The sequence below is a fragment of the Bartonella sp. AP36NXGY genome (assembly GCF_042195865.1).
GTDB lineage: Bacteria > Pseudomonadota > Alphaproteobacteria > Rhizobiales > Rhizobiaceae > Bartonella.
In genome coordinates this window covers 57,420-83,714 of sequence record NZ_JBHIPD010000005.1, presented here as the reverse complement: position 1 = coordinate 83,714, position 26,295 = coordinate 57,420, and the positions used below count along the sequence as shown (strand labels likewise).

Genomic DNA, 26,295 nt, shown 5'->3' with positions numbered 1-26,295 from the left:
CCAAAAATGAGCGGTCTATACTTTATAGCCGCCTCATATAGCTCCATAAATAATTAGAGGATTAAAAATATTAACAACCCCCCCTTTTCCTAAGACTGTTCTTCATCTATATTTAGAGGGCTGGTTTACCAGCTATGGTAATAAATGGACGGTGAAATAAACCTATTGGACCCGGGGGCGGTACCCGGCGCCTCCACCAAAATATAAAAAATCAAAATTATATTTTGGTGGGGGCGAAATAGGATCGACAAGGGTGTAAAGATCGCTCTTTTACTCGGCATTGTACCACCGTTATCGGGCTAAATGAGTAGTTGCAAATGACAACTATGCGGAAGCACGTCTCGCCGCTTAAGGTGGTGTGAATGTTTCAATTTAAGTCTTAAACCGTCGCAGGTTTAAGCGGGGTTCGGAGGCACCTGGCAACAGAAGCCTTCACTTTTTTAAATGTTGTTGATTGATCTTTCAGACATTATCAGACATTATTTACCATAGAGTTTCGTATTTATTCGATTTATTGAGGTGCATCGTAGAAAAAATCTGCTAATTTAAAATATATTCTGTCACACAATATCAATACGCCCCATTCTGCTACGTGAAATAAAAGGAATAAACTTCGATGGTTAAAGATCAAATCCGTTACGATATTCTCGTTCAGGATGCGCTTCGTGGAGTTATCCGTAAAGTTTTATCGGAAGTTGCCAAAGCAGGTCTTCCGGGAAATCATCATTTTTTTATAACTTTTTTGACAAATGCCCCAGGCGTTAAAATTTCTCCTCGGCTAAAAAATCGCTATCCCGAGCAAATGACAATCGTCTTACAACATCAATTTAGAGATCTCAGTGTTTCAGAAACAGCTTTCGAAGTAACCCTCTCTTTCAGGGAAATAACCGAAAAGCTCGTGATTCCTTTTACTTCCATTCAGGTCTTTTATGATCCTGTAGCAGCATTTGAAGCAGCATTTGATCTGCCCTCAAATCTGACCTCTGGAGAAAGTGAAAATTCAGAAAATACCTCAACTACGCCTATTACCTTATCAAACAAACAAAAAAAAGAAAATACGCTTACAAAAGAACAAAATCTCAGTACAAATAAAGAACCTTCAAATAACGATGCAAAACAAAATCAAAGTGCTGATGTTGTCTCTTTAGATTCCTTTCGGAAAAAATAATTTTTCTCATGACTGAATTGATTAATCTTCGCCAATTTCGAAAACAAAAAAAACGTACAGAAAAATCTCTTTGTGCTGAGCAAAATCGTTATCGTTTTGGACGAACAAAAACTGAAAAAAATTTTGAGCAGCAAAAATCTTTAAAAATGCAAAAATTTCTTGATCAAAATCGTTTGCGAAACGACGAATAAAGGTGGAAAAATGCACGAAAATAATTCTATCGATTGGTCAAAAGTCATTCCACGAAAGATATCTGTTCGCGTTGATGGACACGCAACAAGCGTCTCTTTAGAACCACCATTTTTAGATATTCTAAAAGATATAGCCCGCAAAAAAGGACAATCTTTAGCCTTTATTATTACCGATATTGATAGCAAAAGACCACAACAAGTAAATCTTTCGGCTTCGTTACGCGTTTATGCCCTTCAAAGCGTTCTCACCCAAAGCCTTTAATGTTTGTGCTTATTTTTTTTACGTTCTCTTTCTGTCTGTTCAACTGAAACTGTTGTGACTTTTTAAGAGAAGTTTTTTTAATCTAGAACTTCAATAAAAAAAAGACTACAAAAGAGAGATAATGAGTAATTTTTCTGATCATACCATACCTTTCTTTGAAGAAGATTCCCCTCCAGACCATGATAAGAAGAGCTCTGGTTTTTTCTCCCATACTCTAAAAGAACAAAAATCATATAACACAGACTATTTAGAACAACTCAATCCAGAACAGCAACAAGCTGTTATGAATACTGAGGGACCTCTTTTAGTTCTTGCAGGTGCTGGTACAGGAAAAACACGCGTTTTAACAACCCGTATTTCTCACATTTTACGCTCTGGACTTGCCTCTCCTCAGCAAATACTTGCTGTCACTTTCACCAACAAAGCAGCACGTGAAATGAAAATACGTATTGGTGAACTTATTGGAGAAGTTGTTGAAGGTATGCCTTGGCTTGGAACCTTTCATTCCACTGGAGCTAAAATTTTACGCCGTCACGCAGAGCTTGTTGATTTAAAAAGAAACTTTACAATTCTCGATAGCGATGATGTTCTTCGACTTTTAAAACAACTTATTCAAGCTGAAGGATTAGACGATAAGCGTTGGCCCGCACGAAACCTTGCCATGATGATTGATTCTTGGAAAAATCAAGGACTCTCACCAACACATATCTCAAAAAGTGATGCTCATTCCTTTGGTAATGGCATGGGACGTGAACTTTATCACAGTTATCAAAATCGATTAAAAGATCTTAATGCTTGTGATTTTGGTGACCTTCTACTTCATTCTATCTCTATCTTCCAACATAATCCAGATATTCTTCGCGAATACCATTCTCAATTTCGTTATATTCTTGTCGATGAATATCAGGATACAAATACAGCACAATATCTTTGGCTTCGCCTTTTGGCCCAACATCCTCAAGATCAACATGTTAATCTTTGTTGTGTTGGTGATGATGATCAATCCATTTATGGATGGCGTGGTGCAAAAGTCGAAAACATATTACGTTTTGAAAAAGATTTTCCTTCTGCTAAAATTATTCGTCTAGAACGCAATTATCGCTCAACATCTCATATTCTTAAAACCGCCTCCCATCTCATTGCTCATAATGAAGAAAGACTGGGAAAAGTCCTTTTTTCTGCTCAAATAAAGAGTGAGGAAGAAAAGGTAAAAATTCATTCAGCATGGGATTCGGCAGAAGAAGCTCGAGCAATCGGAGAAGAAATCGAACGCGCACAACAAACCGGTCATGCATTAAATCATATGGCTATATTGGTACGCGCATCATTTCAAATGCGTGAATTTGAAGATCGCTTTGTAACACTTGGCCTTAATTATCGCGTCATTGGTGGTCCTCGTTTTTATGAGCGAATGGAAATACGTGATGCCATGGCTTATTTACGCGTTGTTGTCCAACCTACTGATGATTTAGCTTTTGAGCGTGTTATTAATACACCGAAACGCGGCATAGGAGATGCAACCCTGCGCATTCTTTATGAGAGTGCACGTGCACGTGCTGTTCCTCTCTTTTCTGCTGCCGCTGACATCATTGAAACAGATGAATTAAAGCCTAAGGCACGCAGTGCGTTACGAAGCCTCATTGAAAACTTCCGCCGCTGGCAAAATATGCTTCAAGACACTCCTCATAGAGAACTTGCCGAGATCGTCCTTGATGATTCTGGTTATACAACCATGTGGTTAGAAGATCGTTCACCAGAGGCTCCTACAAGACTAGAAAATCTTAAAGAAATGATTCGTTCCATGGAACAATTTGAAAATCTTCAAAGTTTTTTGGAACATGTTGCACTCGTTATGGAAACGGAAAATAATGAAAATATGGATGCAGTCAACATCATGACACTTCATTCAGCCAAAGGGCTTGAATTTGAAACAATTTTTCTTCCAGGTTGGGAAGAAGGACTCTTTCCCCACCAGCGCTCATTAGATGAAGGTGGACGTTCAGGATTAGAAGAAGAACGGCGTCTTGCTTACGTAGGTCTAACAAGAGCAAAAAAACATTTGCATATATGGTTTGTATCGAATCGAAGAATTCATGGACTTTGGCAACCTGCTCTTCCCTCCCGTTTTCTAGATGAATTACCAGCAGAACATATAGAAGTTGTAGAAATGGAAACATCCTATGGTGGTTATGGAAAATCTTCCTTTCAATATCACGATTCTTTTTATAATGACTATGCAACAGCAAGACAAAAGCGTGCACAAAAAAACAAGAATATTGAAGGGAAAGTTATCTCTCAATCAATCTCTCATGCACCATCAGATTTTTCTGTCAATGATCGGATTTTTCACATAAAATTTGGCTATGGTCATATTACAGCAATAGACGATCATAAATTGACAATAATGTTCGAAAAAGCCGGAGAAAAGCGTGTACTAGACAATTTTGTAAACAAAGCTTAATTACAAGTAAACCACGATCAGTTTTTTCAAGAAACCACTTTGTTTTATTCTGACTATCATTTCCATTTGCGAACAAAGGCTTCAATGGGCAAATTTTGCATATCAGGCAATGCGTCGTGAATTTTATTAAGTGGCCAATCCCACCAAGCCATATCTAAAAGGCATTCTATCACATGATTGGGAAAACGCATCCGCAATCGCTTAGCAGGCACCCCAACGACAATCGTATAAGGCATAACATCTTTCGTTATAACAGCGTTCGCGCCAATGATAGCGCCATGACCAATTGTCACCCCAGGCATAATAACCGCACCATGTCCAATCCACACATCATGCCCAATAATAACACGTTTTGCACAACGCCTTTCACGAAAACCACTATCTAATGCCATATAACGAAAATATTCGTTTGGACGATAGGTTATTTTATGCGTTGAAACGCGCTCCATAGGATGCTCCAACGCATTCATCCGTACATGAGATGCAATAGAACAAAAACGCCCAATATCGCTATAAATAGCCTCACTATTACGCTCTAAATAAGAAAAATCTCCAACGGTTACATCCCGTAAAATCACCCGCTCATTAATTTCCACATAGCGCCCTAATTTACAACCATGCAGCCGCGCTGTCGTATGGATACGAGGTTCACTTTCATGAAATCGAAGATCTTTCTCAATATTCATACATCTTTCACCAATGTTTTATCAATAGATATGGAAAGACATACCAATCAAGCCAATAAAATCAACCATGAAACAAACATTGCAAAACAAACCTGCCGATGTTACAATTTCTCGATCTATCTAAGAGAGTCAAACTATGAAAAATGTAATACGCATCTTGGGGCTGACAATCATATTTCTTGCAGGTGTTTTTATTTATGATACGCTGACAAATAAGCCTTTAGGTGATAACTTTACTCTCACTGATTCTAATGGAAAAAATATTACTGAGGCTGATGTTCGAAGCAAGCCTTCAATAATTTTTTTCGGCTTCACTATGTGTCCTGAAAGCTGCCCTACCACACTGATGAATCTTGATCGATGGCTTACAGCCCTTGGGCCTGAAGCTGATAAATTAGGTATATGGTTTGTGACTGTTGATCCTGAACGTGACACACCAAAAGTACTCCATGATTATCTCAGTAATTTTAACAATAAAATTGTTGGCATTAGTGGAGATCCTGATAAAGTTCATAAAATGGTCAATTCTTTCAACATCGTTGCTGAAAAAGTCCCTGAAACAGATGGAAACTATACATATAACCATACAGCAGCAATTTTTTTACTCAAAAAAGGTGGAAAATTAGCTGGCGTTATTCGTTATGACACGAAAGAAAGCGATAGCGAATTAAAAGATGAAATCGCCATTGAACGGTTAAAAAAACTCATCTTAAACTAAAAAAAAGCCGATCAAAAGAAAGAACAGCATGTCGCAACAAATTCGCCTCTATTATACTGCTTCTAAAAATGAAGCAGAACGGTTCTATACCCTTATAGAAACAGCCTTTGACGAAGAAGGTTATCCTCTTGCTCTTACAGAGATAGATGAACAAAATGCTGTATATGAGCTTTCTCTATATGTCGATCAAGACAATCAAGAGAACGCATTAAAACATTTTGCAAGCGTTCTCTCTATAGATTTTGATAAAATTAATATGGAAGTTTTACCCAACATTGATTGGGTACAAAAAAGCCTAGAAGGACTAAAACCTGTGCAAGCCGGTCCTTTTTTCCTTCATGGAAGTCACAACCGAAACGCCATTCCAGCAAATGTTCTCCCTATTGAAATTGAAGCTAATCAAGCTTTTGGCACCGGACATCATGGAACAACAGCCGGTTGTTTAGAAATGATTGCCAAAGTCATGAAACACGAAAATCCCCAAAATGCCCTTGATCTTGGTACTGGGAGCGGTGTACTAGCCATTGGCATAGCAATGCTCAAACCAATTACTGTGCTTGCATCCGATATTGACCCAATTGCTATTCAAGTTGCACAACACAATATCGAATTCAATGGTGTCAATGAATATGTTACAGCTATTACAGCAACAGGTTTTGCCCATGATGCAATTGCATCACGAGCTCCTTTTGATCTCATTGTTGCCAATATCCTTGCTAATCCGCTTATTGAACTTGTGCAAGAAGTGGTAACGGCACTTCAAAAAGGGGGATCACTTATACTCTCTGGAATTCTTGAAGAACAACATGCCCATGTTTTGGAGACTTATATAAAACAAGGACTGAAGCATATCGAAACATACCACCGGCAAGGATGGGTTACGATACACCTGAAATAAAATAAAAGAAAAGGACGTCGTTATGTATCAATCTTTTGAGGCGACAACAAATCCTGCTTATGCAGCAGAACGCATTTCTTGCCTTCGTAAAGAACTCGATCACCTTGGACTCGATGGTTTTCTTGTTCCGCGGTGCGATGAACACCAAGGAGAGTATGTCCCTCCTCATGCTCAACGCCTTAGCTGGTTAACCGGCTTTACTGGATCAGCTGGGATTGCACTGATTTTAAAAAACAAAGCCATCATATTTACAGATGGGCGATATAAGCTCCAAGTTCGCCAACAAACTGATCCTGATATTTTTAATTATGAAGATCTCATAACTTGTCCTCCCTCACAATGGCTTGAAAAAAATGGTCAAAAACTTTCTATTGGCTTTGATCCATGGCTCCACACGATTGCTGCCACCGATGCATTAAAAAACGCATTAGAAATGAAAGCAGGTGGAAAACTTGTAGAAGTTCAACATAATCCCATTGATCTGCTCTGGCATGATCAACCAAAATTACCACAATCTGCCTTATCAATTCACCCTCTCAAATATGCTGGGTGCGATACAGATGAAAAACTCGCTTTGATTTACAAAGATATACAGCAAACTCATGCAAATGCTTTTATTTTTACAGACCCCTCTTCCATTGCATGGACATTCAATATACGGGGCAATGATGTTTCCAACACGCCTTTTTCCCTTTGTTTTGCTCTCATTCCACTTAACAAAACACCAGCTTTATTCATTGACAGCAAAAAACTTGGTGTAGAACAGAAACAATATCTAGAACGTTATGCAAAATTATATGAACCAGAACAGCTTATTCCCAAGATCAAAGAGTATGTTCAAAAAGGGACAGTGTTTGCCTTAGATCCACAGCTAACATGCGAAAAATTACGAACTGTTATTGAAGAAAAAAATAGCTTTTTTATCACACTTACCGATCCTGCTGCTCTACCACGTGCCATTAAAAATGACACAGAACTCAATGGCGCACGCAAAGCGCATCTACGCGATGGTGTTGCCCTAACCCGTTTTTTTTCTTGGTTAGATAAACAAATACCAGGGTCAATAAGTGAAATTTCTGCTGCTCAAAAATTAGAAGAATTTCGCATAAATACAGCAAAAGAAATGGGAGAAAAACTTGAAGATCTTTCTTTTGATACAATCTCCGCAACAGGAGAAAATGGTGCCATTATTCATTATCGTGTAACAACGCAAACAAATAAACAACTCAAAGCCGGTGAACTTTACCTCGTTGATTCAGGTGGACAATATCGTGATGGCACGACTGATGTCACACGTACAGTAGCAATTGGGAATATTGGAGAAGAAGAAAAACGCTGTTTCACTCTTGTTCTCAAGGGCATGATTACTCTTTCAACTGCTTGCTTTCCCAAAAGAACCCGTGGACAAGACCTTGATGCTCTTGCACGCATTGCATTGTGGAAAGCTGGTTTTGATTATGCCCATGGCACCGGTCATGGTGTTGGATCTTATCTTTGTGTCCATGAAGGACCGCAAAATATTTCTCGCAAAGGGTGCCAAGAACTCATCTCCGGTATGATTCTTTCAAACGAGCCAGGCTATTACCGCGAAGGCGCTTTTGGTATCCGTCTTGAAAATTTGATGATTGTGAAGCCAGCACAAAAAATTGATGGTGGAGATATAGAAATGCTCTCGTTCGAAACACTCACACATTGCCCCATTGATCGACGGTTAATCCTTCCAGAGCTTTTGACACAAGAAGAACGACAATGGCTCAATGATTACCATGCGCGCGTTTATCAGATGAATGCACCTTACTTAAATGAAGAAGATAAAAAATGGGCAAAAGAAGCAACAATGCCCCTTTAAATGAAGCAACCTATAACTTTTACCCTTTCTACAAAACACTACACCCTTCTCTTTTAAAGAGAGAAGTGCGAATTTACCATCAGCAAACACAAAAAATATTTCTACAAGATACTTCAAGTTTTTTGCTGGTACGGTAAACGCTAACCTCGGTGAAGCAAGATGAGATACACCTATACGCGGTAATACTTATCTTGGCGATCTCCATCTAGACACTCTCATATCCCTAGTTTCTTTATATGGAAACTTTCGTTATATTTTGTAACCCTCCGCATCGTATTTCTAAAACACCTATTATAACCAGCTTATTACGCTGTTTGGATTCAAAAATTCTGCATATTTATTCGAATAAATTTTACCTTTTTGTTTGCTTCACAATGATAATTTATATTATTTTAATTCTTGAATCATTTACAATAGCTGTAATTCATTATAATACATATTGCTACAATGAAATAGAATCTGCCATGAAATAAAATTAAGTATTTAGAATTAAAAGAAGGAGCATGATGATAACATCAGCGTTAAGGTTTTTTATTTATTTGCATAGTTAACAATACAATATTATTTTCTAGACTATTACTTACTGTTGAAAAAACGTTATCCACAATATAGATAGTTTCCAACTGCACAGTATAAAAACAACATATATGGAGGCATGTGTTTTTACCTGAATGTGTTATTCAGCTAAAAATTAACAACAATAACAGAGGATATAAAAACTAGATAACACAAAAACAGTCACGTAAATAAAGAAGATTCAAACTCTCTACAGAGTTTTACAAATGCTCTGAAAAATACACAATAAAACGTGTGTCTTATAGCTTATTAGTTAACAAAATCTTAAGCACAGATCTTAGTAATCTATATCCTTTCCTTATCCAGTATTTTAGAAATAAAGTGATTATCCTAATGCGTGTAATTTTATTTTGTTCCGTAATATTATTATTTTGATACTATATTGGACCTTCTGTATTGAATGAAATTACTAAATTTAAGCGAGTTCCTATTGCTGTATTTTCTGAAAATCAAGTCATTACTCCAAATCAGTACGATAAATTATATGAAGAATACGTAAAGACACAATATCCTGATAATATATACGAAGAACGCCTAGAAATTGCGAAAAAATATCTAGATAATAAGAGTTATGGTGTATATCATGTTCTAAGCCCTGGTATGATAGTGCTAATTCCTGAAAATATAAATCTTATCCATGCGAAAGTTGTTTGGTGTGCATGCCTTGTGGACTTATTACAGGGAGAGTATACTAAAAAATTTCCAGCATTATCCCTACCTACCTACATACATAAGCTACGTTCTCAATATAATTGGAAAGAAAGCGATTTCATTTGGGCAAAAAATTTGGTCATGAACTCGACAGATCCAATGTTTGGATATGCACGAATGGTATTTAATTCTGAAATATTCTCAGTCCAAATACTAGCTCTAATAAATGAAATTTCCTATGCTGAGAAATTTGAGAGAGATGAAGGAAGTCAGGAAAAAAATTATGCTGCTAGACGCATTAGCGAATATCCGAAATTTTGTAATGAAATTGGACAAGTGTACCATCTAATAATGCCTGATAAGTATAGGTACCAGTAATCTTTTATAAATTCAACATAATAAACAACTCGCATTTATATCCCTTATTCATTTATAGCGGAATGTTTTATTATATTTTGTAATCTTCCGCGTTACATTTCTATTACGTCATTATAATCGGTTTATTACGGCATTTTGGATTAAACTCTACATATTTGTTCAAAAATTTTACCTTTCTTCACAGTAATAATTTATATCTTTTACTAATAATAACCTTGCATATTCTTCATCATAATAGTTTAAGTTTAATATTTAAGCTCAGCGTTAATCATTTTTAATAACTTAATAAATATCAAAATATATTGGCATTCTATGTTTACAAAAAATAGCCCCTTTATCTCCTTTTTGATTCCAGCTCCCCCAAATGTAAGAGAGATAACCACACAAACAGCATACGCATCTTCTAGAAAACATCCTCTAAACATTATGTTTCTCAATCAGCTGTAGCCAAGCCTCTTCATCGATAACCTCAACACCTAATTCTTCAGCTTTAGCCAATTTGGAGCCCGCTCCAGGTCCTGCAACAAGAAGATCTGTTTTTTTAGAAAGTGAACCAGATGTTTTAGCCCCTAATCGCTCTGCCAATGCTTTTGCTTCATCGCGTGACATATGCGCCAAAGTTCCTGTAAAAACAATGATCTTCTCCGCTATTGGTGAAGAATCTGCTATGATAGGCTCCTCATCAAGAGGAGTTACTTCTTCAAGCAAAACAGATAAAATCTCACGGTTATGCGCTTCTCTATAAAAATCAACAATTGCGCTCCCTACCTGTGGTCCAATTCCTTCGATATTGGTAAGCTCTATCCAAGCCTCATTTCCTTCTTCATTTTCCTTATCACATGGCATAAATGCTTCCATAGCCGCAGTCTCAAAAGCTGTATAATTTTTATAAGCACGTGCAAGGCGGCGTGCATTCACTTCGCCAACATGACGAATCCCCAATGCAAACAAAAAACGGCTCAAAGGAATTTCTCGGCGCGCATTAATGGCATCATACAATTTTCGCACTGAAACAGTACCAAAACCTTCCATATTTTCCAAACGTATCAAAGACTTTTCTTGGCGCCGTTGTAAAGTAAAAATATCGGCTGGTGTATGAATACAAAGCGCCTCATCTTGAGCATAGAAAAAAAACTCTACCTGTTTTTTACCCAAGCCTTCAATATCAAAAGCATTGCGTGAAACAAAATGACGAATACGTTCAATTGCTTGTGCAGGACAAATAAGCCCCCCTGTACAGCGACGCACGGCTTCTCCCACTTCACGAACAGCATGACTCCCACAAGCTGGACACAAATGAGGAAAAATAAAAACAGCAGCATCTTTCGGGCGTTTTTCAATGATAACATCAATAACTTGAGGGATCACATCACCAGCACGTTGTACAATCACGCTATCACCTACACGGATATCACGTCCTTCACGAATGGGCTCTCCTTTATGACCAATTCCCTTAATATAATCCTCATTATGCAAACTAGCATTGGTCACCACCACTCCACCAACAGTAATAGGCGTAAGACGTGCAACAGGTGTCAAAGCTCCCGTGCGACCAACTTGAATGTCAATATCTTCCAAAAGCGCTATCGCTTTTTCTGCTGGAAATTTATGGGCGATAGCCCAACGCGGCGAACGAGAAACAAACCCCAAGCGCTTTTGGAGCATCAAATCATTAACCTTATAAACAATACCATCAATATCATAGCTTAAAGAATGACGGCATTCTTCGATATCGTGATAATAGCAAATAATATCTTCTACTGTCTTAAAAACTTTTGTTAATGGATTGATAACAAAGCCATACTCTTTTAGCTTTTTCATCATCTCCATTTGACTTTCTGCCAATATTTCACTCACCTCACCACAAGCATAAGCAAAAAATTGAAGTTTTCTGCTAGCGGTTATCCGTGAATCAAGCTGACGGAGAGAACCAGCCGCCGCATTTCGAGGATTGGCAAAGGTTAACTTGCCCTTCTCTTGTTGGCTGATATTTAGTGCTTGGAAATCTTCCCGCCCCATATAAACTTCACCACGCACCTCAATGATATCAGGAAAATCACCTTGCAAAACTTGTGGAATATCAGCAATTGTTCGGGCATTTGCCGTCACATTTTCACCGACAGTTCCATCCCCACGCGTTGCCGCACGCACAAGCTGCCCCTTTTCGTAGCGCAAAGACAAAGATAAACCATCAATTTTTGGCTCCGCTGTTATTTCCAACACTTGTGTTTCTGGATGCCGTAAAAAACGACGAATACGCTCAACAAATTCAGTAACATCTTCAGAGCTAAACGCATTATCAAGTGAAAGCATAGGCTGTGCATGAACAGATTTTTCAAATTTTTCAGAAATTGGTGCTCCAATTTTATGTGAAGGAGAATCAATACGTATAAGCTCTGGAAAAAGAGCTTCAATTTCTGCATTACGACGACGTAAAGCATCATATTCTGCATCAGAAATTTCAGGCTGATCATCACGATTATAAAGCACATCATGACGTGCAATCTCTTTTGCCAACCACTCTAATTCACGTTCTGCTTCAACAGCTGTGAGATTTTTACATGCATCTTTGTTCATAAAATCTATTCCAAATTACAAGCGCTGCCACAAGGGCCTCCCACGCCTCCTCATCAAGTGAATCTCAATAAATATAAGCTTTCTAGTATTTTTATCGCTGACTAATTACCTTTATGCGAGAAGCTTTTGAGCCGCTGCACGCGCTTCTTCAGTAATCTGTTCTCCAGCCAACATACGGGCAATTTCTTCTGCACGCTCATGTTCTTTCATTTTATGAATCGCAGTAACAAAGCGTCCTTTATCATGACTCTCAATTTTTGAAATAAGAAAATGACCATGCGCTTTCGATGCAACCTGTGGAGCATGCGTAATAGCAAAAACTTGGACATGTTCTGATAAGCGTTGCAACCGTTGCCCAATAGCCGCTGCAACAGCCCCCCCAACGCCTGTATCAATTTCATCAAAAATCAGCGTCGGTGCTGATCCTCGATCAGATAAAACAACTTTTAATGCCAGCAAAAAACGGGATAATTCACCGCCAGAAGCCACACTAAGCATCGGCCCAGCACGTGTTCCAGGATTTGTCCGCACCCAATATTCAATACGATCACATCCCTCTGCACTCCGCTTTTCCATATCACTTTGCATTTCAACAATAAATTCAGCCCTCTCTAACTTCAATGCCGGCAACTCAGCCATAACACTTTCAGATAAATGCTTTGCTGTCTCCCGACGCTTTATTGTTAAGGCTTGCGCCAATGTATCATAATTTTTCTTTGCCTGCTCTGCCTCATCTTCAAAACGTGTCAATATGGTCTGAGCCTCTTCAAAATCAGCCAGTTCAGCATCCATTTTATCGCGCAACTGAACCAATTCATCCGCAGAAACTTGATATTTACGAGCAAAACCCCGAAGAGCAAAAAGACGTTCTTCTATCCGTTCCAATTCATCAGGTTCAAAGTCCAATGCTCGTATTGCCACCTCAATACCTTCTTGTGCTGTTGCAAGTGCATGCAATGCCTCATCAATAGATTTCACCACTGGTGCAATAAGTTCTTGCGCCTCAGGAATTTTCCGCTCCAAACGCCTCACCAAATTGGAAAGCACTGGGATTGGTGATTTTTGACCCGTTAAAAGATCATCCGCTTCTTTTATATCCGTTGCTATTTTTTCTAATTTAAGCATATCTGCACGGCGAAGAGAAAGAGCATCTTCTTCACCAACTTGAAAATCAAGCTTTTCAAGCTCTTCTACACACGCACGAAGATAATCAACCTCACGTACAGCGCTCTCTACTTTAAGACGCTGCTGTTGCAAACGCTCCTCACATTCACGCCATGTGTGATAACACTGACGCAAATTTTCCACTTCATCTTCAAGACCACCAAAGGCATCTAATAATTGGCGATGTGTAGCAACATCAACAAGCGCACGATCATCATGTTGTCCATGGATTTCAACCAGCAAACGGCCAACACTCCGCATCAATGCAACACTAGACACCTGATCATTGATAAAAACACGGCTACGTCCATCACTTGATTGCACACGTCGTAAAATAATATCACCCTCATCATCAAGACCATTCTCACGAATAAGTTGACGTGCAGGATGTGAAACAGACACATCAAAAACAGCTGTGACCTGCCCGCGGTCAGCCCCATGACGCACAAGCGAAGCATCACCCCGCCCCCCTAGAGCAAGTGATAAAGCATCAAGGAGAATAGACTTCCCCGCACCCGTTTCTCCAGTTAAAACCGTCAACCCCGCTGTAAAATGAATATCGAGCGTTTCGATCAAAACAATATTATGAATCGAAAGCTGTACCAACATAGAGAATCAACGTACCCTCTTCTTGTCACCACCTAAAGCATTTGAGATCCAAGAAGATTTATGCTCACGTGGTGATATTTTATTCTTCTGCAAGAGATTATAAGAAAATTTATACCACTCACTTTTGGGATAATTACGTCCTAAAATAGCTGCTGCCGTCTGTGCTTCCGCCGTTAAGCCGAGAGCAAGATTAACCTCAGTCAAGCGGAAAAGTGCTTCTTCAATTTGATTTGTATCAGAATACTCTTCAACTACGGTACGAAACCGTCTACTTGCCGCAAGATAGCGCCGCCCCTCTTCATAATAACGGCCAATCTGCATTTCTTTACCAGCCAGCTGTTCGCGACCAAAACGGATTTTATCCTTAGCATCCTTGACATACTCAGAATTAGGATAACGCTCTATAAGAAGCTGCATAGCAGCAATAGCACGTTTCGTATCACGTTGATCACGTGTAACATCAGGAATCCGACGGAAAGAAGAAAGACCAATAATATAGTATGCATAAGCCGAGTCAGTCGACCCTGGATAAAGAGTAATATAGCGTTGAGCCATACTAATTGAATCATCATACTTTCCGAGTCGATAATTAGTAAAAGCACCCATGACCAAAGATTTACGTCCCCAGTCTGTATAAGCGTACTGTTTTTCAATCTTCAAAAACTTCTTCGATGCATCCCCAAGCCGCCCACTTTCAAGGCTAGCAAGCGCCTGATTATAGAGAACATCTGGTGGCTCTATTTTCAAAACATAAGCAGATGGATCAAGGGTATTTTTCTCTTTAAAGAGGCATCCCGCTAACATACAGGTGCTTCCCAAAAGCACCACCCCCAATATCTTGCGTACAATGTTAGATTTTCTATATGTCATATTTCCAATGCACACATGAGATTTTTTCATAGTTTTTCCGGCCTCCACAGAATATCACCTTGTAGCAAAAACAATTTATCAAAGGTTTTATACCATATCACTTTAAAATCCACATAACCAATTTAGCAGTTTAGGTCAATCATCCCCTTAAAAATCAAATAAACGATAAAAAAATCTTGCCAATTTTTTTACTTTTTCTCTAAAAAGCTTTTTTCATAATATGATTCGTCTGCCAAAACAGCCTTCACCAATTGCGCATTAATTCTATGCCCACTACAATAAGAACGAAATAATCCAATAAAAGGTGCCCCAAGCAAAGCAGTATCACCAATCGCATCAAGCATCTTGTGCCGAACACATTCATTCTCCCAATAAGGACCATCGGGATTTAAAATTTTATCATTAAGGTCGATAACAAGAGAATTTTCCAAAGAAGCGCCTCTCGCCTTTCCAGAAAGCCTTAATTCTTCCACGTCTTTGATAAAACCAAAAGTGCGCGCACGTGACAAATCATCCCTAAACCCTCGTGTGGTAAGATCAAAACTGAAATGTTGCTTACCAATAACAGAAGAAGGAAAAGAGATCGTTATATCAAAACGACGTCCATCGAATGGCAAAAGCTCTGCAACACCATGAGCTCCTTCAACCCGCACCGGCTTTTTTATAATGAAATAAGAACGCAACGCATTTTGCTGTACAATACCAACATCTTCAAAAGCTTGGCAATATAGCCACGCTGAACCATCCAAAATAGGAATCTCATTATGTGACACTTCAATAACAAGATTATCCAAATTATAAGCAGCAATTGCCGCCATCAAATGTTCAATTGTTTCAACCCTTACATCTCCATCTCCAAGTACTGTTGATAATTCAGTTTCTCCTGTTTGCGATGCATGGGCTTGAAATATTTTCTCTGTTCCGTCTAATCCACAACGCTTAAAAACAATACCACACCCAACATCCGCTGGACAAACCTTTACCACTGACAAACAGCCACTATGAACGCCAATCCCCTTAAATGTTACTGCTTTTTTAAGAGTAGACTGATATTTTGGTACTAAATTCATCATATCATTTTATTAAATTGCTTGTACATCTTTTAACAAAATTTATAAAACTATAAAAAATATTCATAGTAAATAATACAAAAAAACCGCTTATTGTAAGCGGTTTTTTTAAAACAAAGTATTTTATCCAAAATACAGTAATATATTTTACTGTATAATTTTTGTCTGATCATTAAAGAAATAATAAAATTTCTTACTTTACCTCATTTTTCATCAATTAATTTGCCTGACGACGTAAAAATGCTGGTATTTCCAACTGATCTTCTTCACTTATAAAAGTACGCTGATCTTGTGGTACCTGAGGATGCAGCTCACCAGAACGACGTGGAACATAAACAGAAGCATCTTGAGAAAGCGCCTGAGAGTTTTTATTGTAAACATGAGAATCTTTCTGCTGAGACGATCTAACAGCAGGCTCCAGCCTCGCTTCTGGCTCAGCTTCTTCACGATGTGTCAAGCTCTGTTTCAAACGCTGCCAAAGATTACGAGGACCCTGATCCGTCACAAATGTTCTTTGGCTTTGTCCATGAGCAACAGGAGGAAAATCCTTTAACTCAGGCATACGCATTGGAGCGCGCGCTTGCATTTGTTGCATTTGTTTTGGTTGCACTGGCTTTTCTTTTTGCTTCACAAGCCCTGTCATCTCATCAAGAACATGCGCTGTTGCCTCCATACTCACAGGAGCCGTCATCGCCTGTTGAGAACCACGGCTTACTTGCATACGAGGCACATTTGATCTCTGTTCCTGAACAGCATTTGAACCATACGCAACAGCATTCGTGGCACTTCGTGTCGTCATTGCTTCTGCAGGTTGTGCAAAAATTTGACTTTTGGGACGGAACTGTTCTCCGGTTGATTTACCCTTCTCTATTTCAAGTGATTCGATCACTTCTACCATTGACTCAGAACGCAGAGGCGATGATTGAACATGAAAAGAACTATGTGACGTTCCAGGATCGCTCTTGCGTATTGAAGAAGCAGGCCTTTGAATCTGAGGATGAGAGGACTGAACCACATCACTAACTTCACGATCAATACCGGTGGCAACCACAGAAACACGAATAACACCTTCCAATGACTCATCATCAATAGCGCCAAAGATCACATTCGCATCAGCATCTACTTCTTCACGAATACGATTAGCAGCTTCATCAACCTCAAAGAGAGTCATATCACGACCACCCGTAATAGAAATCAATAAACCACGCGCCCCACGCATAGAGGTATCATCCAACAATGGATTTGCAATAGCAGCTTCAGCCGCAGCCAAAGCACGCCCATCACCAGATGCCTCACCCGTTCCCATCATAGCTCGACCCATTTCGTGCATAACAGAACGAACATCAGCAAAATCAAGGTTAATCAAACCCTCTTTAATCATCAAATCCGTAATGGAAGCAACACCAGAATAAAGCACTTGGTCAGCCATAGCAAAAGCATCAGCAAACGTTGTCTTATCATTTGCAATACGGAAAAGATTTTGATTGGGAATAACAATCAATGTATCGACAGACTTTTGTAATTCTTCAATACCAGCCTCTGCCGTTTTCATACGACGTGCGCCTTCAAACTGAAACGGCTTTGTCACAACACCAACAGTCAAAATACCTTTTTCACGCGCTGCGCGAGCAACAACGGGAGCAGCCCCTGTTCCAGTTCCTCCCCCCATACCAGCAGTAATGAAAACCATATGAGAGTCTGCAAGATGATCAATAATTTCATCAATACATTCCTCCGCCGCCGCTTGTCCAACTTCAGGCAAAGCCCCAGCACCCAAACCTTCTGTCACAGCTGCCCCAAGTTGGATAACACGTTCAGCCTTTGACATAGCCAAAGCCTGTGCATCCGTATTTGCAACAACAAAGTCAACTCCCTGAAGACCAGCATTTATCATATTATTCACGGCATTCCCGCCACCACCTCCAACACCAAAAACGGTAATGCGTGGCTTCAATTCCGCGATATCTGGCCGATGCAGATTAATCGTCATTTTCTTTTCCTTCTCATAAGACACCGCAAGCCAAAGCGATGAAATTTATCCAACTAGACTTAACTAAAAACTCTCACGCAACCACTGACCAACACGCTGAAAATATCCACGCGTGCCCATCGATAAATGATTTCCTGCCGCCTGCATTGTTTTTTCTTCAAAACCCACCAATTGCGGATAAATTAACAACCCAACAGCAGATGTAAACGCCGCCCCTTTTGCAAGAGAAGGAAGCCTCGAAATACCTAAAGGCCGCCCGATACGAACATTTCTTCCTAATATAGTACGTGCCATTTCTGGCAATCCTGTTAACTGGCTTGCTCCCCCAGTCAAAATAACACGTTTACCAATGATGTGACCAAAACCAGAACGATTTAAACAATCACGGACCATTTCTAAAATTTCTTCAACACGCGCACGAATGATACGCCCAAGAACCGCGCGAGGATATTGAGTTTCACGCTGTTCACTCCCAATTTCTGCTACATTAATCATTTGCCGCTCATCAGCACTTGTTAAAAGTGCTGAACCATAAACAACTTTTAAACGTTCCGCCTCTGTTAAAGACATAGAAAATCCGCGCGCAACATCAAGAGTGACATGATGCCCCCCAACAGCAAGAGCATCTGCATGAATAAATTTCCCCTCAAAAAACACTGAAAATGTTGTTGTTCCACCACCAAAATCAATACATGCAGCCCCTAAACGCGCCTCATCATTCATCAAGACAGCAAGACCACTTGCAAAGGGAGTAGCAACCATTGCTTCAACACTCAAATGTGCACGATTAATACAAGTTTCCAAATTACGCAAAGAGGCTGTTTCTGCTGTTACCACATGCACGTCGACACCAAATGTTTCCCCTGCCATGCCAATAGGATCAAAAATTCCTTTATCTCCATCCAATACATAAGAAACTGGAACTGAGTGCATAACATGACGTTCAGCATCAAAGGCTTTACGCGAAACATCTGAAAAGGCCATACGCATATCACGCTTGGTGACTTCACGACCATTCAAATGAACCTTTCCATTAATCAAAGCACTTTGTAATCGACTTGAGGAAAAATTCACAATCACTGAATCCACCACCAAACCCGCCATTTTTTCTGCCGCATCAACAGCCAATCTTATTGATTGTTCTGCTGCAAACATATCCATAACAACACCGGATTTAATACCACGTGAACGCTGCACTCCAAAGCCTAGAATTTCCGTAGAATGTGTACGACCATGTAAATAGTGTGCATGCTTCAAAGGACGCAAACAAGCAATAAGACAAACAATCTTACTTGAACCGACATCAAGTACCGTTAAAAAACGTGTTTTACGCCCCTTCAAATGATGTGATCTGAGTAGCATCATAGGCTTCCTGCCTTTCGCGCTTTTAAAATACGTTCTTCTTCTGCTACAGTAGTATGATAACGCTCCAACGTTTCATCTGATAAAGAAACAGTAATTCGATCAGCAAGACGTAAATCAACACTGAGAATATCGCGAGATAAAAGATCTTGCATTGTACCGGACGAAAAAAGAGAAGAAAGCCTTTCAAGAGCACCATTTTCAGGCAACATAACGCGCATTCCATTATTCAAAACAAGATCCCAACGTCGATCACCTACCCGCACAAAAGCACGAATACGATCATATACTTCCGGATAGACTGACAGCGCTTGAATAAACACTTTAGCAGCATTTTGTGCACCCTGCCCAACCACTAGAGGTAAATCCCGAACAATTTCTCCTTTAAAAGGCACAATGACACGACCTGTATTATCAACAATATCCATTATGCCATCATGTTGCCAAATGGCATAGGGTTCACGCTCCACGATGGAAATGCGCATTCTATTGGGATAAATTTTCTGAACATTAGCCGATTGCACCCAAGCCTGTTTTTCCAACAGAGAACGCGCTCTTTCAACATCAAAAGTGAATATAGAAGGCGCAACATCAAGTTTTAAAATTTTAAAAATATCCTGCTTTGCCAAGCGCTTATTACCGCTTATATCGACATGAGTGACCACAAAACTACTATCCAATATGATCGTATTTACGATCACAGCCATCTGACCACTTGATGAAAGTCCATAAAAAGCCGTAACAAAGAAAAACCACACAACAGCAAAAGAGCCAAAATGGCGTGGAATATGAATATTGACAAAAACAAACTCAAACATAAACCGAAGAAAACGACGATAAAGACGTGGCAAAGCCGGCACTGAAAGCACCTCCATCGGAACATTTGTTTTATTAACATTCAACGCATACATGATGCGTCCTCCACCATCCATTGAACAATATCGCCGTAAGTACGGCCGCTCGCTTTTGCAATATCAGGAAGAAGAGACGTCGAGGTCATACCTGGTTGCGTATTAATTTCAAGCCAAACCAATTCTCCCGTTTTTTCATCAAAACGAAAATCAGAACGGCTAACACCTCGACACCCTATCGCCTGATGGGCTGCTAAAGACATTCTTTGCACACTTTGGTAAATATTTAGTGAAAGTTGTGCAGGACAAATATGAAGAGAACCACCCGTTTTATATTTTGAGTCATAATCGTAGAATGGAAAGTGTTTATCGGGAAGAATTTCACACACATCCAGCACTTCGTTCCCCAAAACAGCACAAGTCAATTCACGACCAGGAATATATTTTTCAATCATCACCTCATCGGCATACCCCCACTCAGCTCCCCCAATATTATGCGGCGGTGCAGCTTCATTTCCTTGAACAATGACAACACCAAAACTTGATCCTTCACACACAGGTTTAATTACATAAGGAGGCTCCATGGGATGCGTTCGGCCCAAAGCAAAGCGGCTCATGATACGAGAAGGAGCAACACAAACCCCAACATTTGCAACGATAATTTTTGCACGTCCCTTATCCATTGCCAAAGCAGATGCCATCACGCCAGAATGAGTATAAGGAATTTTTAAATATTCAAGAATCCCCTGAATCCGGCCATCTTCACCAAATGGACCATGCAATGCATTGAAGGCAATATCGGGCTGCAACTGTTCAAGAACAGAAGCAATATGAGCATCAACATCCACGCGGCTCACGCGATACCCCTGCACCTCTAAAACATCAGCACACGCCGCCCCTGAAGATAAACTTATAGACCGTTCAGAAGAAAAACCTCCCATTAACACAGCTATATGTTTATCTTTCATAATAAATCACCCTCTTTCGCATACTATATGTAGTCTATATAGAATACATCAGCACTACATACAGGAAAAACAAAGTTTATCCTTGCGAATCAATAACCTAGCATTTTGCATAATGAATCAGACTCAAAAGCCTGATGCAAGAGATTCTTTGTTAATTTATTGATTCTTAATAGAAATTTTTTATTATCTCTTTGAAATGACTCAATTTTTTATTTTCACTTTTTAGTGAACAATAAATCAATGAAATGGATCAAAAGGAGAAACACTTCGACCACGCTCAAATTGACCAATACGCTCTATTTCCCATTGTAAAAGGTGGGCTGAATTTGCAAAAACACGCGCACGCACTGTTTCTCCCAATGCTTCAAGATCATATCCTGTTGCTTGCCCTGTATTAATCATAAAATTACAGTGCATTTCACTCATTTGAGCGCCACCAATCTGTAAACCACGACACCCTGCTTCATCAATCACGCGCCACGCAGATCCATTCTCAGGATTTTTGAAAGTTGATCCCCCTGTCTTTTCACGAATAGGTTGCACAGTTTCTCTGTGGAGGGCAACTTCATCCATAGCAGCACGAATATCATCTTTATTGCCGAGTTTTCCTTCTAATAAAGCAGCCGTAAAAATAAAATCTTTAGGAATATCACAATGGCGATAGGAATAATGCATATCTTCCACACTCAAGATATGACGTTGCCCTTTACGATCCAGCGCATAGACCTCGACAACACGCGCTGCGGTTTCAACACCATTCGCACCTGCGTTCATTTTGAGAGCTCCTCCAAGACCTCCAGGAATACCATGATAAAAATGAAAACCTGCAATCTCAGCTTCTAAAGCGGCAGCAGCTAAATGTTTATCCGCCGTACCAGCACCAACTAAAAAGCCTTTTGGAGAAACTTGCTTCACTTGCCCAAATTTTTTTGGCGAAAGACGAATCACAACACCAGGAACCCCCCCATCACGCACCAGAAGATTAGAACCAATACCGACAATTGTTACAGGAACAAATTCAGGCAAATTTTGAAGAAAGAGAGCCAAATCTTCTTCATCGACAGGCTGATAAAAAAGCTCTGCCAACCCGCCCGTGCGAAACCACGTTACCTTACGCATCTCAACATTAGGTGTAAGCTTTCCTCTCACGCCACCTAACAGTGGTTGCAATTGCGCCAATAGCGCCTCACCATCAATGTGCTGAAAATTTATCATGACCATCCAATACCGCTAACTGATGAGGCAAAGCACAAGCCCATTGTGTGATATTGCCAGCACCAAGAAAAACAACATAATCCTCTGCCTGAGCAAATTTTGAGACAAGAGACACAACATCTTCCAAACCATGTATCAAGCGCACATCACGATGACCCGCCATTTTAATATGCTCTACCAATTCTTGAGAACCAAATCCTACAATAGGCTCTTCACCAGCCGCATAAACGGGCGTAATCAACACTGTATCTGCATCATTAAAACAAGCAGCAAAATCATCAAATAAATGATACAAACGCGAATACCGATGGGGTTGTGCAATCGCAATAACACGCCCTTTTGCACTCTCACGTGCAGCACGCAAAACAGCCTTTATTTCAACAGGATGATGTCCATAATCATCAAATATTTCAATGCCACGCCAACTTCCTGTTCGCGTAAAACGCCGTTTTACTCCGCCAAATTCTGCTAAGCCCCTTTTTATAGCTTCATTTGAAATGCCAAGTTCATGCGCAATAGCAATCGCCGCCGTTGCATTGGCAACATTATGCTGCCCTGCCATGGGCAAAAGCAAATTTTTCAACTCAATCTTTCTTCCTGTTTTGCGTGAGCGAACAAGAACATCAAAATGCGTTTTTTGACCATCCATCGAAAGATTAAGAAAACGAACATCCGCTTGTGGATTTGCACCATAAGTGATCACCCAACGATCATCAATACGGCCCGCCAATGACTGAACCTCTGGATGATCAAGACACAAAACAGCAAAACCATAAAAAGGAACATTTTCTACGAATTGCCGAAAAGCCTCACGCACAGCATCAAAACTTCCATAATGATCCAAATGCTCAGCGTCAATATTAGTAATAACAGCAATATCAGCAGGCAGCTTTAAAAATGTACCATCACTTTCATCAGCTTCAACAATCATCCAATCGCCATCTCCCGTACGAGAATTCGTACCATAAGCATTAATAATACCGCCATTAATCACCACTGGATCAAAATGACCAGCATCAAGAAGGGCTGCGACCATTGATGTGGTTGTTGTTTTACCATGTGTACCACCCACTGCAATTGCACGCCGAAATCGCATCAGCTCCGCCAGCATTTCTGCACGTCTGACAAGCGGCAAATGTCTTTCCTTTGCAGCAATATACTCAGGATTTGTTTTTTTAACGGCAGTAGAAAAAACAACAACCTCTGCATTCCCTAAGTTTTCAGCACAATGACCTATATGAACGTTAATTCCTTTTTTCCGCAAACGTTCAACATTTGCACTTTCAACTTGATCTGACCCTTGAACTTTATAGCCAAGATTATAAAAAACCTCCGCAATTCCACTCATACCGATCCCCCCGATTCCGATAAAATGGATAACGCCTATATCAAGTGGCATTTTCATTAAAAAGCTCCTCTTTTATATCTGACAACAATCGCCCTGCAGTTAAGGATTCAGCCATATCAGCAAGGCGACGGGTTGCATGAGGTTGTCCAACTTTTTTTGCAGCAAGCGCTTGTTTTTCCAATAAATGGGGCGCACAACAAGCGTGCATTAAAAGAGAAGAAAGCTTTTGTGCATTTAAATCTTTTTCTGATATAATTTGTGCTCCCCCCACACGAGCAAGCAAAGCTGCATTGGCAGCCTGATCATGATCTAAAGCATGGGGATAGGGAACAAGCAGAGCAGGTCTACCAATCACCGCTATCTCACAAACGGACGAAGCCCCAGCGCGCGACAAAATAAAATGAGCATGTGCCATACGTTCAGCCATATCATCAAAGAAAGGAGCAACTTCTGCTTGTACCCCCATATCACGATAGATTTTGATCAACCTTCCTGCTTCACCGCGGACTTGCTGTACAATTCGTAAACGTTTACGGTTCTTATCATCAAATAAAGCAATAGCTTCTGGAACAATATGTGAAAAAGCAGAAGCCCCTTGACTACCTCCAAAAATCAAAAAATTAAATGGCTTTTCTCCCTCTGAAGAATGATAAGGAATTTTGGCCGCCTTCAACACAGCCTCACGGACAGGATTCCCCGTCAAAAGTATTTTATGAGCATAAGCGCCATTTGGCGACAACAAACCACCAGCGATTGCACGCACAAAAATTGCCAACACCCGATTGGCACGCCCCATAACAGCATTTTGTTCATGAATAAATGTCACACGCCTCGTTAAAGCCGCAATAAAAAGAGGAGGAAAGCTCGGATACCCCCCAAATCCTCCAACAAGAACAGGACGTAATTTATAAAACAACGCCAACGATTGCCCCATACCCCTTAGCAAAGACCAAAACGTCTTTATCAGAGCAAAAGGATGGCGTCGTGTAAATGTTGCCGATGAAACGATATGAATATGCTCTTCATCAAAACACCGAACAAAAGGGCGTGCTCTTTCATCTGTTATTAAATGAACATCATATCCACGCTGCCTTAATTCAACAGAAAGGGCTTCAGCAGGAAAAAGATGTCCACCTGTACCACCAGCCACCAAAATAATAACTTTTTTATCATTCATAAGGGGTATCCAAGACAGAAGAGGAAGAAAAAGCTGAAAGGCGCGCTTCTGGCCAACGACGTGTTAAACTAAGCAAAATGCCCATTGAAAACGCAATCGCCACCATCGAAGAACCACCATAAGAAATAAAAGGCAATGTCATACCTTTTGGAGGAATTAAGTGAAGATTAACGGCCATATTAATAGCTGATTGAAAGCCAATCATCATTGCTATGCCAGTAATACCAAGACGTATAAAAGAATCACGTGTATTCATGGCTATATACAATGAACGCATAACGATAAAGCCAAACAGCATCATAATTAATAAACAAAGAATAATACCATATTCTTCAGCAGCAACGGAAAATACAAAATCTGTATGGCTATCAGGAATGATACGTTTTACTGTGCCCTCCCCAGGACCTTGCCCAAACCAACCACCATTCAAAATAGCCTCACGTCCCACATCCACTTGAAAAGTATCCCCTTCACCTGTCAAAAAACCATTGATCCGCTCGCGCACATGATGCAGAAAAAGATAAGCTAAAATAATTCCTACAACGCCTAAAATGAGAAAGAGAAAAATAATAGTAAGAGGGACACCAGCAATAAAAAACAGCCCCCCCCATGTTGCACTTATTAAAACTGTTTGTCCAATATCAGGCTGCAAAACCAGAAGCACACAACAAATGGCATAAAGTAGAATCGCTAACGTATAACCCAGAATGCCCCTCTTGCGTATCTGTTCCGAAAAAAGCCAAGCGGACATAACCACAAAAGCTGGCTTCATAAACTCTGAAGCCTGTACAGAAAAACCAAATAGTAGAATCCACCTCCGTGCTCCCTTTAATTCTGGACCCCAAAATAAGGTTGCAACCATAAGAGCAAGCGTTACAATGAGCAAAAGAGCACATAAACGACGAATATTAGAAAGCGAAAAAAAGGAAATGGTAACCATCGTAAAAAATGCTGAAATGCTAAAAATGATATGCCACCGAACAAAATAAAAACTATCAGCAATTCCGATTTTTTTTGCAATAATAGGGCTGGCAGCAAAAGACAGCATAATGCCAATTCCCATTAAAATTAAACAAGCTGCAAAGATAGAGCGATCAATCGTCCACCACCAATTAGCAATTGGATCTCTATCTGCACGCGTCACCATGGTATCCACCTTATCCATTTTATAAATTATCTCAAAGTAATATGGTTCCCCAGCCTGTTTAACAAACACTTTAAAAACTAAATTACACAAAAAAAGATTCTGGAGTCTT

The 26,295-nt window shown here is 39.9% G+C and carries 21 protein-coding genes and 1 other RNA gene; 9 read left to right on the top strand and 13 right to left on the bottom strand.

Annotated features, from left to right (window positions below):
* Positions 1 to 80: 80 nt before the first annotated feature.
* The 5 genes from ssrA to ACFINX_RS03580 all read left to right on the top strand — a co-directional run bounded on the left by ssrA (position 81) and on the right by ACFINX_RS03580 (position 4,082).
* Positions 81 to 437: a transfer-messenger RNA gene (ssrA, locus tag ACFINX_RS03600) on the top strand.
* A 179-nt stretch (positions 438 to 616) separates the two neighbouring features.
* Positions 617 to 1,168 (top strand): SspB family protein, encoded by a 552-nt coding sequence (locus ACFINX_RS03595; protein ID WP_375612012.1) that lies wholly within the window; start codon positions 617 to 619, stop codon positions 1,166 to 1,168.
* 8 nt (positions 1,169 to 1,176) lie between these two features.
* A complete protein-coding gene (locus ACFINX_RS03590; protein ID WP_375612011.1) occupies positions 1,177 to 1,359 on the top strand; it encodes a DUF4169 family protein in 183 nt (60 codons plus the stop codon).
* 10 nt (positions 1,360 to 1,369) lie between these two features.
* Positions 1,370 to 1,621, top strand: a complete 252-nt coding sequence (locus tag ACFINX_RS03585) for a ribbon-helix-helix domain-containing protein (RefSeq protein WP_375612010.1) — start codon at positions 1,370 to 1,372, stop codon at positions 1,619 to 1,621.
* A gap of 121 nt (positions 1,622 to 1,742) precedes the next feature.
* Entirely contained in the window at positions 1,743 to 4,082 is a 2,340-nt protein-coding gene (locus ACFINX_RS03580) for an ATP-dependent helicase (RefSeq protein ID WP_375668343.1), read from the top strand.
* Positions 4,083 to 4,138: 56 nt separating this feature from the next.
* Here the strand turns inward: ACFINX_RS03580 and ACFINX_RS03575 are convergent, their stop codons facing one another.
* Positions 4,139 to 4,768 carry a DapH/DapD/GlmU-related protein gene (locus ACFINX_RS03575; RefSeq protein WP_375668342.1) on the bottom strand — a complete coding sequence of 210 codons (630 nt, stop codon included), beginning with the start codon at positions 4,766 to 4,768 and terminating at the stop codon, positions 4,139 to 4,141.
* Between the two features lie 136 nt (positions 4,769 to 4,904).
* On the opposite strand from ACFINX_RS03575, the gene ACFINX_RS03570 reads away from it, so the two are divergent.
* The 4 genes from ACFINX_RS03570 (at position 4,905) to ACFINX_RS03555 (ending at position 9,838) form a co-directional block, all read left to right on the top strand.
* Positions 4,905 to 5,486: an SCO family protein gene (locus tag ACFINX_RS03570; protein WP_375628847.1), complete on the top strand. Its 582-nt coding sequence runs from the start codon at positions 4,905 to 4,907 to the stop codon at positions 5,484 to 5,486.
* Positions 5,487 to 5,514: 28 nt separating this feature from the next.
* Positions 5,515 to 6,384, top strand: a complete 870-nt coding sequence (locus tag ACFINX_RS03565; protein WP_375668341.1) for a 50S ribosomal protein L11 methyltransferase — start codon at positions 5,515 to 5,517, stop codon at positions 6,382 to 6,384.
* 22 nt (positions 6,385 to 6,406) lie between these two features.
* The gene (locus ACFINX_RS03560; RefSeq protein WP_375668340.1) at positions 6,407 to 8,233 is read left to right on the top strand and encodes an aminopeptidase P family protein; all 1,827 of its coding nucleotides are present in this window, start codon (positions 6,407 to 6,409) and stop codon (positions 8,231 to 8,233) included.
* Between the two features lie 972 nt (positions 8,234 to 9,205).
* Complete coding sequence (locus ACFINX_RS03555; protein WP_375668339.1) at positions 9,206 to 9,838, top strand: hypothetical protein; 633 nt, start codon at positions 9,206 to 9,208, stop codon at positions 9,836 to 9,838.
* A gap of 417 nt (positions 9,839 to 10,255) precedes the next feature.
* Here ACFINX_RS03555 and ligA read toward each other — a convergent pair whose 3' ends face one another.
* The 12 genes from ligA to ACFINX_RS03495 all read right to left on the bottom strand — a co-directional run bounded on the left by ligA (position 10,256) and on the right by ACFINX_RS03495 (position 26,186).
* Positions 10,256 to 12,415, bottom strand: a complete 2,160-nt coding sequence (ligA, locus tag ACFINX_RS03550; protein WP_375668338.1) for an NAD-dependent DNA ligase LigA — start codon at positions 12,413 to 12,415, stop codon at positions 10,256 to 10,258.
* Between the two features lie 111 nt (positions 12,416 to 12,526).
* Positions 12,527 to 14,188: a DNA repair protein RecN gene (gene recN / locus ACFINX_RS03545; protein WP_375668337.1), complete on the bottom strand. Its 1,662-nt coding sequence runs from the start codon at positions 14,186 to 14,188 to the stop codon at positions 12,527 to 12,529.
* Between the two features lie 6 nt (positions 14,189 to 14,194).
* Complete coding sequence (locus ACFINX_RS03540; protein ID WP_375612003.1) at positions 14,195 to 15,088, bottom strand: outer membrane protein assembly factor BamD; 894 nt, start codon at positions 15,086 to 15,088, stop codon at positions 14,195 to 14,197.
* 158 nt (positions 15,089 to 15,246) lie between these two features.
* The gene (gene lpxC, locus ACFINX_RS03535; RefSeq protein ID WP_375628837.1) at positions 15,247 to 16,131 is read right to left on the bottom strand and encodes a UDP-3-O-acyl-N-acetylglucosamine deacetylase; all 885 of its coding nucleotides are present in this window, start codon (positions 16,129 to 16,131) and stop codon (positions 15,247 to 15,249) included.
* Between the two features lie 214 nt (positions 16,132 to 16,345).
* Complete coding sequence (gene ftsZ / locus ACFINX_RS03530; protein WP_375612001.1) at positions 16,346 to 18,118, bottom strand: cell division protein FtsZ; 1,773 nt, start codon at positions 18,116 to 18,118, stop codon at positions 16,346 to 16,348.
* A gap of 63 nt (positions 18,119 to 18,181) precedes the next feature.
* Entirely contained in the window at positions 18,182 to 19,483 is a 1,302-nt protein-coding gene (gene ftsA, locus ACFINX_RS03525) for a cell division protein FtsA (protein ID WP_375613372.1), read from the bottom strand.
* Complete coding sequence (locus ACFINX_RS03520; protein ID WP_375618227.1) at positions 19,480 to 20,391, bottom strand: cell division protein FtsQ/DivIB; 912 nt, start codon at positions 20,389 to 20,391, stop codon at positions 19,480 to 19,482. The genes ftsA and ACFINX_RS03520 overlap by 4 nt, the downstream gene beginning before the upstream one ends.
* Positions 20,379 to 21,299 (bottom strand): D-alanine--D-alanine ligase, encoded by a 921-nt coding sequence (locus ACFINX_RS03515; protein WP_375611998.1) that lies wholly within the window; start codon positions 21,297 to 21,299, stop codon positions 20,379 to 20,381. Before ACFINX_RS03515 ends, ACFINX_RS03520 begins: the two co-directional genes overlap by 13 nt.
* Before the next feature lie 237 nt (positions 21,300 to 21,536).
* Complete coding sequence (murB, locus tag ACFINX_RS03510) at positions 21,537 to 22,514, bottom strand: UDP-N-acetylmuramate dehydrogenase (protein WP_375668355.1); 978 nt, start codon at positions 22,512 to 22,514, stop codon at positions 21,537 to 21,539.
* Positions 22,492 to 23,919 (bottom strand): UDP-N-acetylmuramate--L-alanine ligase, encoded by a 1,428-nt coding sequence (gene murC, locus ACFINX_RS03505; protein ID WP_375632331.1) that lies wholly within the window; start codon positions 23,917 to 23,919, stop codon positions 22,492 to 22,494. The genes murB and murC overlap by 23 nt, the downstream gene beginning before the upstream one ends.
* Positions 23,903 to 25,039: an undecaprenyldiphospho-muramoylpentapeptide beta-N-acetylglucosaminyltransferase gene (murG, locus tag ACFINX_RS03500; RefSeq protein ID WP_375638335.1), complete on the bottom strand. Its 1,137-nt coding sequence runs from the start codon at positions 25,037 to 25,039 to the stop codon at positions 23,903 to 23,905. Before murG ends, murC begins: the two co-directional genes overlap by 17 nt.
* The gene (locus ACFINX_RS03495; RefSeq protein ID WP_375638336.1) at positions 25,032 to 26,186 is read right to left on the bottom strand and encodes an FtsW/RodA/SpoVE family cell cycle protein; all 1,155 of its coding nucleotides are present in this window, start codon (positions 26,184 to 26,186) and stop codon (positions 25,032 to 25,034) included. The genes murG and ACFINX_RS03495 overlap by 8 nt, the downstream gene beginning before the upstream one ends.
* Positions 26,187 to 26,295: the final 109 nt, after the last annotated feature.